General features: G+C 69.7%; 4 protein-coding genes. All 4 read right to left on the reverse strand.

The window, feature by feature from the left end; genetic code table 11:
• Positions 1 to 15: 15 nt before the first annotated feature.
• The 4 genes from ACK1X7_RS04605 to ACK1X7_RS04620 are packed head-to-tail and all read right to left on the reverse strand — an operon-like array spanning position 16 to position 14,947.
• Positions 16 to 6,309 carry an SDR family NAD(P)-dependent oxidoreductase gene (locus ACK1X7_RS04605; RefSeq protein ID WP_413114664.1) on the reverse strand — a complete coding sequence of 2,098 codons (6,294 nt, stop codon included), beginning with the start codon at positions 6,307 to 6,309 and terminating at the stop codon, positions 16 to 18.
• Complete coding sequence (locus tag ACK1X7_RS04610; protein ID WP_413114665.1) at positions 6,212 to 6,652, reverse strand: acyltransferase domain-containing protein; 441 nt, start codon at positions 6,650 to 6,652, stop codon at positions 6,212 to 6,214. The genes ACK1X7_RS04605 and ACK1X7_RS04610 overlap by 98 nt, the downstream gene beginning before the upstream one ends.
• Positions 6,561 to 8,393 carry a type I polyketide synthase gene (locus ACK1X7_RS04615; RefSeq protein ID WP_413114666.1) on the reverse strand — a complete coding sequence of 611 codons (1,833 nt, stop codon included), beginning with the start codon at positions 8,391 to 8,393 and terminating at the stop codon, positions 6,561 to 6,563. The genes ACK1X7_RS04610 and ACK1X7_RS04615 overlap by 92 nt, the downstream gene beginning before the upstream one ends.
• A 26-nt stretch (positions 8,394 to 8,419) precedes the next feature.
• Positions 8,420 to 14,947 (reverse strand): SDR family NAD(P)-dependent oxidoreductase, encoded by a 6,528-nt coding sequence (locus ACK1X7_RS04620; RefSeq protein ID WP_413114667.1) that lies wholly within the window; start codon positions 14,945 to 14,947, stop codon positions 8,420 to 8,422.
• Positions 14,948 to 14,950 lie beyond the last annotated feature (3 nt).

The following is a 14,950-nucleotide window of genomic DNA, read 5'->3' on the forward strand; positions in this document are numbered from 1 at the left end:
GCGGGTGTGTCGGACTCACTCCCGGGCGCCTCCGGGAGAAGCGTCCGCATCGGCCTTCTCCAGCTCGTCCCGCAGTTGCCGGGCCAGCATCCGGAGAGTCGGGTGGTCGAAGACAAAGCTGGGAGGCAGCCTCAGCGCGGTGCGCTTGGCCAGGCGATCCCGGAGTTCCACCGCCATCAGGGAGTCCAGGCCGATCTCGGTGAACAGCACATCGGGGTCGAGCGTGGCGGCCGCCGAGTGGCCCAGGACCCGGGCGGCCTCCTGCTGGACCATGTCGAGGAGAATCCGCTCCTGCTCCTCGGGGGGCGCACCGGCCAGCCTGCCGGTCACCAGTTCCTCATCCGTGGTGGCCCGAGCGGCCCGCCGGGCCGGTGGCGCCAGTTTGTGCAGCAGGGGCGGCACCGGCCCGTCGGCGGCCTGGGCCCGGAGCGCGGCGAGGTCCAGCTTGATGGGGAGGACCGTGGATTCGGCCGTACGCAGCGCGGCGTCGAACAGTTCCATGCCCTCGGCCGGGGACAACGGGGCCACACCGCCGCGTGTCATCCGGCGCTGGTCGGCATCACCGAGGCGGCCGGTCATGCCCGTTCCCGCGGCCTGCTGCCACATGCCCCAGGCGAGGGAAACGGCGGGAAGTCCCTGCGCCCGGCGCTGATGGGCGAGCGCGTCGAGGTAGGCGTTGGCGGCGGCGTAGTTGCCCTGCCCCGCGTTGCCCAGAGTGCCGGCGGCGGAGGAGAACAGGACGAAGGCGGACAGGTCCAGGTCCCGGGTCAGCTCATGCAGATGGAACGCCCCGTCCACCTTCGGCCGGAACACGGCGTCCATACGCTCCGGGGTCAACGCCGTCAGCACACCGTCGTCCAGAACACCGGCCGTGTGCACCACCGCCGACAACGGAACATCCTTCGGAGCCATATCCAGCAGCCGGGCGACAGAGCCCCGATCCGACACATCACACGCCACGATGCGTACGCGCGCCCCCGCCTTCACCAGCTCCGCCTCCAACTCGGCGGCACCAGCGGCCTCAGGCCCGTTCCGACTCGCCAACACCAGACTCCGCACCCCATGCACCGCCACCAGATGCCGCGCCACGACCGCGCCCAGCGCCCCCGTACCACCCGTCACCAACACCGTCCCACCAGAACCCACGCCCCCGGGCCCCGCCTCGGGCACCTCCACGACACGGGTGAGGTGCCGGGTGAAGCAGGTGGCGTCGCGTACGGCCAGTTGGCGCTGGTCACCGGCAAGCATCGCGGGCAGGAGCGCGGTGGGGATCGTCTCTTGATCGATGTCGAGGAGGAGGATCCGCCCGGGGTTCTCCGCTTGTGCGGACCCCATCAGGCCCCATACGGCGGCCACCGCCGGGTCGACCGGATCGGCCTCCCGGACGGCGACGGCACCCCGCGTCACCACGAGCAGTCGGCTGGACGCCAACGAGGGCTCGGCCAGCCACGCCTGTACGACCCGCAGCGCCCGCCCGGTCAGCTCCCGCACATCGGCCGTACCGTCGCCGGTGCCACTGCCGACGCCACCGCCGAGGTCCAGCGACAGCGCGTCCGGGAGCGAAGCCTCCGGCGTTGTGGCCAGGCGGTGTACGTCCTCGGCGTCGACCACCGGTAGCGGTTCCACGGTCGTGCCGTCCGGCCGAATCGGCAGTTCCTCCCAGGCGACGCGGAACATCCGGTCCGCCGTCGCCGCCGTGCCGAACTGCTCGGGGCTGACCGGACGGGACACCACCGAGCCCACGGAAGCCACCGGGGCACCGGACTCATCGGCCAGCTCGAGGGTCATGGTGTTCGGGCCGGACGGTGTCACGCGTACCCGCAGTGCTGAGGCCCCGGAGGCATGCAGCGCCACCTCTCGATAGGCGAAGGGCAGCACGAGCTCCGCATCGGCTTCCTCCCGGCCGTGGAAGGCGATGGTGTGCATGGCCGCGTCGAGGAGTGCCGGGTGCAGTCCGAACCCCGCCGCGTGAACCCGATGCTCCTCCGGCAGAGCCACCTCCGCATACACCGCACCCTCCGACCGCCACGCCGCCCGCACCCCCTGAAACACCGGCCCATACCGATAGCCGACCCGCTCCAGACCCTCGTACAAGCCCTCCACTTCCACCGGATCCACCGCCACCGCACCCACCGGAGGCCACACCGACAAACCCACGTCGGGGACGGCGATCCCCTCCACAGGACGCAACGTCCCGGTGGCATGCCGCACCCACGCAGCACCCACACCGGCATCCTCTGCCCGTGAATACACCCGCACCCCACGCCGACCACCCTCATCGGCCTCCCCCACACTCACCCGCACCTGCACCGCCCCGTCCTCCGCCAACACCAACGGAGCCTCCATCACCAACTCCTCCACCCCACCGCACCCCACCTCATCCCCAGCCCGCACCACCAACTCCACAAACGCCGCACCCGGCAACAACACCGCACCCGCAGCCACATGATCAGCCAGCCACGCATGCGACCCCAACGACAACCGCGAAGCGAACAACACCTCACCCGACCCCGGAACCTCCGTCACCGCCCCCAATAGTGGATGGCCGACGCCCGTCAACCCGGCAGACGCCACATCACCGACGCCACGGCCGTCCCCGACCAACCAGTAATGCTCCCGCTGGAAGGCATACGTCGGCAGATCCGAGATGTGGGAGGGCAGAGCCGTTGCACCGAACAGGGCGCCGAAGTCGATGCGTACACCTGCCACATGCAGTTGAGCCACGGCGGACAGCAGCGCGCGAGGCTCGTCGCCCTCCCGTCGCAGGGACGGCACCACCACGGACTCTTCGGCCGACTCCTCCGGCAGACAGTCACCGACCATCGCGGACAACACCGCGTCCGGCGCCAACTCGAGGTAGGTGCTCACACCGTAATCGGCAAGCGCCCCCACACCATCCGCGAACCGCACCGCCGAACGCACATGCTCCACCCAGTACTCCGGCGCACACACCACCTCCGCGTCCACCAACGCCCCGGTTACGTTCGACACCAGGGGAATCACCGGCGCGGCGAACGACACATCGGCGATCGCCTCCCGGAACTCCTCCAACATCGGCTCCATCCGCGCGGAGTGGAACGCATGCGAAACCGCCAGCCGCCTCGTCCGACAACCCCGCCCCGACAACTCCTCCGCCACCCGCAACACCGGCTCCTCATCACCGGACAGCACCACCGCCGCAGGACCGTTCACCGCGGCGATATCCACCCCCGGCACCAGCAACGACCGCACCTCCCCCTCACCCGCACCCACCGCCACCATCACCCCACCCTCCGGCAACGCCTCCATCAACCGGCCCCGCGCCGCCACCAACACCACCGCATCCTCCAGCGACAACACACCCGCCACATGCGCCGCCGTCACCTCACCCACCGAATGCCCACCCACCACATCCACCACCACACCCCACGACTCCACCAACCGGAACAACCCCACCTCCACCGCGAACAACCCCGCCTGAGCAAACACCGTCCGCCCCAACAACCCCCCATCCCCGAACACCACATCCCGCACCGAACCCGACACACCACCCACACCCAACTCACGATCCAGAGCATCACACACCGCGTCGAAGGCATCCCGGAACACGGGAAACACCTCGTACAGACCACGCCCCATCCCCACCCGCTGACACCCCTGACCAGCGAACAACACCCCCAACCGACCACGCACCACCGAACCCGACACCACCCCCACAGCCGACTCACCCCGCACCACCGCACCCAACCCCGCCAACGCCTCACCCCGATCCCCCGCCACCACCACCGCACGATCCGACAACCCCGCCCGCCCACAACCCAACGCAACAGCGAACTCACCGAGATCCTGATCCGGCCGCTGATCCAGAAAGGACAACAGCCGCTGCGCCTGAGCACGCAGCGCGCCCTCGCCCCGCGCGGACACCGGAAGAAGCGCCAGATCGCCCGGCAACTGCGGAGCAGGTGAGGCGGGCTCAGGTACGTCCGAGGGCTGTTCCAGGATGACGTGGGCGTTGGTACCGCTGACCCCGAACGCCGACACCCCGGCCCGACGCGGACGCCCCACCTCCGGCCACACCCGCTCCTCAGTCAACAACTCCACCGCACCCGCCGACCAGTCCACCTGCGGCGACGGCTCATCCACATGCAACGTCCGAGGGGCGACACCATGCCGCATCGCCATGACCGTCTTGATCACACCAGCCACACCCGCAGCCGCCTGCGCATGACCGATATTCGACTTCAACGACCCCATCAACAAAGGCCGATCACGATCCTGGCCATACGTGGCCAACACCGCCTGCGCCTCGATCGGATCACCCAGCGGCGTACCCGTCCCATGCGCCTCGACCACATCCACCTCGGCGGCCGACACCCCCGCGCTGGCCAGCGCCTGCCGGATGACACGCTGCTGCGAGGGGCCGTTCGGCGCCGTCAGACCGTTCGACGCACCGTCCTGGTTCACCGCACTGCCCCGCACCACCGCCAGCACCTGGTGACCGTTCCGCTCAGCGTCCGACAACCGCTCCAGCGCCAGCACACCCACCCCCTCGGCCCACCCCGTACCGTCGGCCGAAGCGGCGAAGGACTTGCACCGGCCATCGACCGACATGCCACGCTGCCGCGAGAAGGCGATGAAGATGCCGGGAGTGGGCATCACCGTGACGCCGCCGGCCAGCGCGATCGAGCACTCGCCCGCCCGCAATGCCTGCGCCGCCAGATGCAACGCCACCAGGGATGAGGAGCACGCCGTGTCCACCGCCACCGACGGACCCTCGAAGCCCAGCGCATAGGACACCCGCCCCGACAGCACGCTCGCCGAGGCACCGAGGCCCAGCATGCCCTCCAACTCGGCGGGCACCGGCTCCACGCCCGACCCGTAGTTGTGGTACGTCACACCGGAGAAGACACCAACGTCCTTACCCCGCAGGGTGGTCGGGTCGATCCCGGCCCGTTCCAGCGCTTCCCACGAGGTCTCCAGCATCAGACGCTGCTGCGGGTCCACGGCCAGCGCCTCACGTGGCGAGATCCCGAAGAAGCCCGCATCGAATTCCCCGGCATCGTGCAGAAACCCGCCCTGGTGCGCATAGCTGGTGCCGGGGTGGTCCGGGTCCGGGTGGAACAGATTCTCCAGATCCCAGCCACGGTTCACCGGGAAGTCGCTGACTCCGTCCCGCCCATGAAGCACCAGGTCCCATAGCTCTTCCGGAGTGGAGACTCCGCCCGGCAGCCGACACGCCATGCCCACGATCGCCACCGGCTCAGTCGACACGGCCGCGAGCGCTGGTGACGGGCCCGGTACCTCCTCCGGGGCCGCCGTGTCCCCGATGAGCTCGTCACGGAGAAATGCGGCGAGGATCACGGGCGTGGGGTAGTCGAAGAGCAGGGTGGTCGGCAGGGTCTGGTCGGTGAGTGCGTTCAGGCGGTTTCGCAACTGCACGGCGGTGGCCGAGTCGAATCCGATCTGGTTGAACACCATGTCCGGTTCAATGGCATCCAGTGAGGGGTGCCCCAAGACGCTTGCGGTCTCCTGGCGGACGGTCTCCAGCAGGATGCGTTCCTGTTCCGGCCCGGACTCCCCGAGGAGGCGCGCGGTCAATATGCCTGTCTCAGCGGGCAGTTCGGCCACGCCCGGGAGCTGAACGTCGATGGATCCCGTATCGGCGAGAGCGGCGTTCTTGAGCCAGTAGTGCTGGTGTTGGAAGGCGTAGGTGGGCAGATCCAGGGCGGCATGCGCCGGGATGTCGCCGAGCAGCGCGGTCCAGTCGACGGGGACACCGCGTACGTACGCCTCGCCCAGGGAGGTGAGCACGCGGCGCATGCCGCCCTCGTCCCGGCGGAGTGTCCCGGTCACCACAACCGGTCCCGCGTCGTCCGCCTGCTCGACCGACGCCTCGATGCTCATCGTCAGCACCGGATGCGCACTCACCTCGACAAACGCCCGGAAGTCCTCCTCCAGCAGACGCTCGACGGACGGCGCGAACCGTACGGTGCTCCGCAGGTTGCGGTACCAGTACCCCGCATCCAACTCCGCCGTGTCCACCCACCCCGCCTCCACCGTCGAAAAAAACGGATACGGGACGACACCCGGCCGGATCTGCGACAACGACCCGGCAAGCTCCTCCTCCACCGCCTCAACCTGCGCCGTATGCGAGGCGTAATCCACATCCACCCACCGCGCCCGCACCCCCGCACCCCCGCACTCCTCCACCAACTCCCGCAGCGCCGCCACCTCACCAGCCACCACCACCGACGACGGCCCATTCACCGCCGCCACCTCCACCCGACCCGACCACCCCACAACCAGCCCCTCGGCCTCCTCCACACCCACACCCCAACGACACCATCCCGCCACGACCCGACAACCCCGCCGCAACCGCCCGACTCCGCAACACCACCACCCGCGCCGCATCCTCCAACGACAACCCACCCGCCACACACGCCGCCGCAATCTCCCCCTGCGAATGACCCACCACCCCACCCGGCACCACACCCGCCGCCATCCACACCCGCGCCAACGACACCATCACCGCAAACGACACCGGCTGCACCACATCCACCCGATCCAACAACACCCCACCCTCAACACCCCGCACCACATCCACCAACGACCACCCCGTCAACGCATCCAACACCCCCGCACACTCCCCCAAAGCCTCCGCAAACACCCCCACACGACTCCAACAACTCAGCCCCCATACCCACCCACTGCGCCCCCTGACCAGGAAAAACAAACACCACCCGACCCAGGACATCCGCCCTTCCCGCCCCACCACCCTCCGCAACCGCCGCCAGCCCCGCCAACGCCTCAACCCGATCCCCCGCCACCACCACCGCACGATCCGACAACGCCGCCCGGCCAGCCGCCAACCCCGCGCTCAACTCCCCAACGCTCAAATGCGGATGGGCCTGCACATACTCCAGCAACCGCCGTGCCTGCCCCCGCAACCCCGCACCACCACGCCCCGACACCACCAACGGCACCACACCACCCGGAGTCTTCACTACCGGCGCCGCCTCATTGGCCGCCTTCGGGGCCTGCTCCAAAATCACATGCGCATTCGTCCCACTCACACCAAACCCCGACACCCCGGCCCGACGCGGACGCCCCACCTCCGGCCACACCCGCTCCTCGGTCAGCAGCTCCACCGCACCCGCCGACCAATCCACCTGCGACGACGGCTCATCCACATGCAACGTCCTCGGCAACACCCCACACCGCAACGCCAACACCATCTTGATCACACCAGCCACACCAGCAGCCGCCTGAGCATGACCAATATTCGACTTCAACGACCCCAACCACAACGGACACCCCTCAGGCCGACCCTGCCCATATGTGTCCAAGAGAGCCTGCGCCTCGATGGGGTCACCCAGGGCAGTGCCCGTCCCATGGGCCTCCACCACATCCACATCCGCCGCCACCAGCCCGGCACTGGTCAACGCCTGCCGGATGACACGCTGCTGCGAGGGACCGTTCGGCGCCGTCAGCCCATTCGACGCACCATCCTGATTCACCGCCGAACCCCGCACCACCGCCAACACCCGATGCCCAAGACGCTCAGCATCCGACAACCGCTCCACCAGCAGCACGCCCGCGCCCTCGGAGAAGCCGGTGCCGTCCGCCGCCTCCGCGAACGCCCTGCAGCGGCCGTCCTTGGACATCCCACGCTGACGCGAGAAGCCGACGAAGATACCGGGGTTGGCCATGACGGTCACCCCTCCGGCCAGCGCCATCGAGCACTCGCCCAACCGCAGCGCCTGTACGGCCAGATGCAAGGCCACCAGCGACGAGGAGCACGCCGTGTCCACCGCGACCGAAGGACCCTCGAAGCCGAGCGCATAGGACACCCGCCCCGACAGGACGCTCGCCGACGTGCCCGTGCCCATGACCGCCTCGAGCTCCTCAGGGACCCGTGCTCCCGAGCCGTAGCTGTGGTACGTCACCCCGGTGAAGACGCCGATGTCCTTGCCGCGCAGTGCGGTCGGGTCGATCCCGGCGCGCTCGAACGCCTCCCAGGAGGTCTCGAGCATGATGCGCTGCTGTGGATCCATCGCCAGCGCCTCACGCGGCGAGATCCCGAAGAAGCCCGCGTCGAACTCCCCCGCGTCATGGAGAAAGCCACCCTCGCGGACATAGCTGGTGCCGGGGTGATCCGGATCCGGGTCGAAGAGGTTCTCCAGATCCCACCCACGGTCCTCCGGAAACCCACCAATCGCGTCGCCGCCGGACACCACCAGGTCCCACAGCTCCTCCGGCGTGGTCACCCCGCCCGGCAACCGGCACGCCATCCCCACGATCGCGATCGGCTCCGACAAGCCACGGCGTATGTCGGCGTTCTCCCGCTCGAGCCGCTCGTTCTCCATGAGCGTGACACGCAGCGCTTCGACGACCTGCGCTTCGGGAGTGGTCATCCCGGCCTCCGCATTTCGAACCGACATTACTTCCCGGCCTTGTTCATGGCTCGTTGCACCAGACTGGCGACGTCCATATCGGCGATCATGGCGGCCGACCGCCCGTCCGCCTGTTGCTCTTCCCCCCGTTGCCCGTCCGCCGACTGCTCCGCTTCCGGTTCCCGGACCAGCGTCATGAGGGTGTCCAGGATGCCCAGCTCCTGGAAGCGGCTCAGCGGTGTCCTGGCCAGCGCGCGGCGCAGGCCCTCCTCGCTGCCGGTGTGGCTCTGCGCGGGCGGAGCGTCCGGGCAGAGTTTCATCCGCAGGTGGCGCATCAGGGCGGTGGGCGTCGGATAGTCGAAGACCAGCGTGGCCGGGAGGCGTATCCCGGTGTGGTTGGCCAGGCGGTTGCGCAGTTCCACCGCCGTGAGGGAGTCGAAGCCGATTTCGTTGAACGCCAGGTCCGGCCCGATGGCGTGAGCGGAGGCGTGGCCCAGTACCCGAGCGGCTTCCCGGCAGACCAGGCCGAGCAGGATCTGTTCCTGCTCCTCGGCCGTGGCCCTGGTCAGGCGCTGGGTGAAGGCGTCCATATCGGCGGCGGTCCGAGCGGTGCGCCGAGTCTGCCGGACGAGGCCACGGAGCAATGGTGGCACCGGTCCGGTGGCGGCCTCGGCCCGCAGTGCGCCTGGGTCCAGTTTCATGGGGAGCACCACCGGCTGGGGCATGTGCAATGCGGTGTCGAACAGTTCCCCGCCTTCGGTCTCCGACAGTCCGGCCACTCCCCCGCGCACCATGCGTTGCTGGTCGGCGTCGGTGAGGTGGCCGGTCAGCCCGACTCCCGCGCCCTGTGCCCACAGCCCCCAGGCCAGGGAGATGGCCGGGAGGCCCTGGGCGCGGCGTCGATGTGCCAGCGCGTCCAGGAAGGCGTTGGCCGCCACATAGCTGCCCTGCCCCGAGCTGCCCAGCGTCCCCGCGGCCGAGGAGAACAGCACGAAGGACGCCAGATCCAGGTGTCGGGTCAGCTCATGCAGATGGAGTGCGGCATCCGCCTTCGGGGCGAAGACCGTGTCCAGTCGCTGCCTGGTCAATGCGGTGATCACACCGTCGTCCAGCGCACCGGCGCTGTGCACCACGGCGGTCAGCGGCGCGTCGCCGAGCAGCGAGGACAGCAGCTCGGCCAGGGCGTCGCGGTCTGCCACATCGCAGGCGGCGATCCGTACCCGTGCGCCGAGTGAGGTCAGTTCCCGCTCCAGCTCGGCCGCGCCGGCGGCCTGGGGTCCGCTCCGGCTGGTCAGCACCAGATTCCGCACGCCGTGCTCGGTCACCAGGCGCCGGGCGGCCACCTTGCCCAGCGATCCGGTGCCACCCGTGATGAGTACGGTGCCCTCGGGATCCAGTCGGCGCGGCAGGGTGAACACGTTCTTGCCGATGTGCTGCGCCTGGCTCATGAACCGGAAGGCGGCCGGAGCGCGCCGGATGTCCCATACGGTCATCGGCGACGGGGTCAGCACCCCCTTCTCGAAGAGGTCGACCAGCTCGGTCAGCATCCGCTGGATGCGCTCGCCACCCGCCTCGGCCAGGTCGAACGCCCGATAGGCCACGCCGGGGTGCTGAATGCCCACCTCTTCGGCGTCCCGGATATCGCTCTTGCCCATCTCGATGAAACGGCCGCCCCTGGGCAGCAGTCGGAGCGAGGCATCGACGAAGTCACCGGCGAGGGCGTCCAGCACCACATCGAAGCCACGGCCCCCGGTCATCTCGAGAAAGCGCTGCTCGAACTCCAGTGTCCGGGAGTTGGCCAGCCGTCCCTCCGGGACACCGGCGGCGCGCGCCGCGTCCCATTTGGCCGGCCCGGCCGTGCCATAGACCTCAGCGCCCCAGTGCCGGGCCAACTGCACGGCGGCCATGCCTACGCCACCGGCGGCGGCATGGATCAGGACCGACTCCCCAGGCTCCAGCCGGGCCAGGTCCCGCAGCCCGAAGTAGGCGGTGAGGAACACGCAGGGGACCGCGGCCGCCTGCTCGAAGGACCACCCGTCGGGGATGTGTACGAGGGTGAGGCAGTCGGCGACGGCGATGGGGCCGCCCGCACCCTCGAAGAGCCCCATGACCCGGTCGCCCGGTGCGAAGCGGGTGACACCTGGGCCGACCTCCGTGACCACACCGGCGCCCTCGTTGCCGATGCTGATCTCGCCGGGGTACATGCCCAGCGCCATCAGCACATCGCGGAAGTTGAGCCCCGCGGCACGTGTCTCGACCCGGACATGGCCCGGGGGAAGTGGCGCCAGCGCCGTCGGTGACGGCAGCAGCGCCAGGCCCTCCAGCGTTCCCGGACCACGTGTGCCCAGCCGCCACGCGGGCTCTCCCCCCGGCGCCACGAGCGCCTCGTCGGCCGTCGCCCGGGTCAGGCGGCGCAGATGGCAGACGCCTCCGCGCAGCGCGAGCTGTGGTTCGTCTCCGGCGAGCAGGGCTGGCAGCAGTGTGGGCAGGGCCTTGGTGGAGGCCGGTGCGTCGTCCAGGTCGAGCAGCAGGATCCGCCCGGGGTTCTCCGACTGCGCGGTGCCGACCAGCCCCCAGGCGGCGGCGACCGCGGGGTCCACCGGATCGGCGTCCCGCACCCCTGCGGCGCCGCGCGTCAGTACCACCAGTCGAGAGTCCTCCAGCGCGGGCTCGGTCAGCCACGTCTGCAACACGTCCAGCACCTGGCCGGTCAGTTCACGCGCGCGGGCCGCGCCGGTGTCGTCACGTACGGCCTCGCCGGGGCCGATCTCATACAGCAGGATCGGCGGTGCGACGGCTCGCGAGGCCAACTGCCGTACGTCCTGCGCGGTGTGCACGGAGACGGTGTCCACTGGCGCGTCGGCGGCGGCGACCCGCAGCTCCTCCCACCCCACGAGGAACATCTGATCCGTCGACCTCCGTGTGGCCGCGTCCAGCAGCGCCGTCGGCATGGGCCGTGACACCAACGACTCGACCACCGCGACCGCCGCCCCGCTCGGATCGGCCAGTCGAAGGCCCACGCCGTCCTTGCCATTGGGCGTGATACGTACGCGCAGTGCCGAGGCGCCGGAGGCGTGCAGGGAGACTCCGCGATAGGCGAACGGCAGTGTGGGCCCTGTCTGGGTCTCGGCACGGTCGCGGAACGCGGTGGCGTGCAGGGCCGCGTCGAGCAGTGCGGGATGCAGCCCGAACGCGGTGGCGTCGGCCGACAGTTCCTCGGGCAGGGTGACCTCGGCAAAGATCTCGTCACCCCGCGTCCACGCGGCCCGCAGACCACGGAAGGCCGGGCCGTATCCGTATCCGCCGGCCTCCAGCTCCTCATACACGCCGCGCACCCGCTCCTCCGGGACCGCCACCGCCCCGGTGGGTGGCCACTGCGTCAGGTCCGCGTCCAGCTCATCGGGGGTGTCCCGGGCCAGCGTGCCGCTGATGTGGCGAGTCCAGGGCGCCTCTGAGGCGTCGTCCTGGTCACGTGAGTGCACCGCCACCGGGCGACGGCCGGAATCGTCCGGTGCGCCGACGCTCACCCGCACCTGCACACCGTCGCGCTCGGGCAGGGTGAGCGGCGCTTCCACGACCAGCTCTTCCACGGCACCACAGCCGACCTCGTCACCGGCGCGCACCGCCAGCTCCACGAACGCCGCCCCGGGCAGGAGTACGGTGCCCGCCGCCGCGTGATCGGCCAGCCATGGATGCGTACGCAGCGACAGTCGAGAGGTGAACAGCAGGCCCCCCGACTCCGGCAGCTCGGTGACGGCGCCCAACAGCGGGTGGTCGGCCCGGGCAAGTCCCAGCGCGGCCGCGTCCACCGTTTCACCTCGCCGTCCCAGCCAGTAGTGCTGGTGTTGGAAGGCGTAGGTCGGCAGGTCCAGGGCGGCATGCGCCGGGATGTCGCCGAGCAGCACCCTCCAGTCGACGGGGACACCGCGTACGTACGCCTCGCCCAGGGAGGTGAGCACGCGGCGCATGCCGCCCTCGTCCCGGCGGAGTGTCCCGGTCACCACAACCGGTCCCGCGTCGTCCGCCTGCTCGACCGCCGCCTCGATGCTCATCGTCAGCACCGGATGCGCACTCACCTCGACAAACGCGGCAAAGCCCTCCTCGATCAACCGGTCAATCGACGGGGCGAACCGTACGGTGCTCCGCAGGTTGCGGTACCAGTACCCCGCATCCAACTCCGCCGTGTCCACCCACCCCGCCTCCACCGTCGAAAAAAACGGGATACGGGACGACACCGGCCGGATCTGCGACAACGACCCGGCAAGCTCCTCCTCCACCGCCTCAACCTGCGCCGTATGCGAGGCGTAATCCACATCCACCCACCGCGCCCGCACCCCCGCACCCCCGCACTCCTCCACCAACTCCCGCAGCGCCGCCACCTCACCAGCCACCACCACCGACGACGGCCCATTCACCGCCGCCACCTCCACCCGACCCGACCACCCCACAACCAGCCGCCCAGCCTCCTCCACACCCACACCCAACGACACCATCCCGCCACGACCCGACAACCCCGCCGCAACCGCCCGACTCCGCAACACCACCACCCGCGCCGCATCCTCCAACGACAACCCACCCGCCACACACGCCGCCGCAATCTCCCCCTGCGAATGACCCACCACCCCACCCGGCACCACACCCGCCGCCATCCACACCCGCGCCAACGACACCATCACCGCAAACGACACCGGCTGCACCACATCCACCCGATCCAACAACACCCCACCCTCAACACCCCGCACCACATCCACCAACGACCACCCCGTCAACGCATCCAACACCCCCGCACACTCCCCCAAAGCCTCCGCAAACACCCCACACGACTCCAACAACTCAGCCCCCATACCCACCCACTGCGCCCCCTGACCAGGAAAAACAAACACCACCCGGCCCTGAGCGTCCGCCCTTCCCACTACATCTCGACCGGCCACCTCACCTCCCGCCACGGCCTCCAACCCCGCCACGGCCTCACTCCGGTCGCCCGCCAGCACCACCGCGCGTTCCGACAACGCCGCCCGCGACGCCGCCAATGACCGTGCCAGATGGTCCAGATCCACATCCGGCCTTCGCTCGATGACGTCCAACAAGCGCCGCGCCTGCGCCCGCAACCCCGCATCGCCACGCCCCGACACCACCAACGGCACCACACCACCAGGCACCTCCGGCCTCGGGACACCACCCCCCGACCGGTCCGGAGCCTGCTCCAAAATCACATGCGCATTCGTCCCACTCACCCCAAACCCCGACACCCCGGCCCGACGCGGACGCCCCACCTCCGGCCACACCCGCTCCTCGGTCAACAACTCCACCGCACCCGCCGACCAATCCACCTGCGACGACGGCTCATCCACATGCAACGTCCGCGGCAACACCCCACACCGCAACGCCATCACCATCTTGATCACACCAGCCACACCAGCAGCCGCCTGAGCATGACCAATATTCGACTTCAACGACCCCAACCACAGCGGACGCCCCTCAGGCCGATCCTGCCCATAGGTCGCCATCAATGCCTGAACCTCGATCGGATCACCCAGCGTGGTGCCCGTGCCATGTCCCTCGACCGCATCCACATCCGTGGCCACCAACCCCGCCCCGGCCAACGCCTGCCGGATGACACGCTGCTGCGACGGACCATTCGGCGCCGTCAGTCCGTTGGACGCACCGTCCTGATTCACCGCACTGCCCCGCACCACCGCCAACACCCGATGGCCAAGCCGCTCCGCGTCCGACAACCGCTCCAGCACCAGTACGCCCACACCCTCGGCCCACCCCGTACCATCCGCCGACGCCGCGAACGACTTGCAGCGGCCGTCTTCGGCCATGCCGCGCTGCCGCGAGAAGCCGACGAAGGCGCTGGGGGTGGACATGACGGTGGCGCCTCCGGCCAGCGCCATCGAGCATTCCCCCGACCGCAGCGCCTGCGCGGCCAGATGCAAGCCCACCAGTGAGGATGAGCATGCCGTGTCGATGGTCATCGCCGGGCCCTCGAACCCCAGCTCATAGGCGACCCGCCCGGTGAGTACGCTCGCCGAGCTGCCCGTCATCAGGTAGCCCTCCACCCCCTCGGGGACCGTGTCCACATCCGTGGCGTAGTCCTGGTTGAGGGTGCCGAAGTAGACACCGACGTCCTTACCGCGCAGGCCCGTTGGGTCGATTCCGGCGCGCTCCAACGCCTCCCACGACGTCTCCAGCAGCAACCGCTGCTGCGGATCCATCGCCAGCGCCTCACGCGGCGAGATCCCGAAGAAGCCCGCGTCGAACTGCCCCGCGTCGCGCAGAAAGCCACCCTCGCGGACATAGCTGGTGCCCGGGTGATCCGGATCCGGATCGAAGAGGTTCTCCAGGTCCCAGCCGCGGTCCTCCGGAAACCCACCGACCGCGTCGCCGCCGGACACCACCAGGTCCCACAGCTCCTCCGGCGTGGTCACCCCGCCCGGCAACCGGCACGCCATCCCCACGATCGCGATCGGCTCCGACAGGCCGGCCTCGATCTCGGTGAGCCGCTGTCGCGCCTGGTGCAGGTCGGCGGTCACCCGCTTGAGGTACCGGACCAACTTGTCGTCGTTGTCCACCGG

The sequence above is a fragment of the Streptomyces sp. CY-1 genome (genome assembly GCF_047218265.1).
GTDB lineage: Bacteria > Actinomycetota > Actinomycetes > Streptomycetales > Streptomycetaceae > Streptomyces > Streptomyces niphimycinicus.

Bases quoted from the DNA above. Each gene is read 5' to 3' on its own strand.
- ACK1X7_RS04615 (WP_413114666.1), bottom strand. From the start codon at position 8,393: ATGACCACTCCCGAAGCGCAGGTCGTCGAAGCGCTGCGTGTCACGCTC.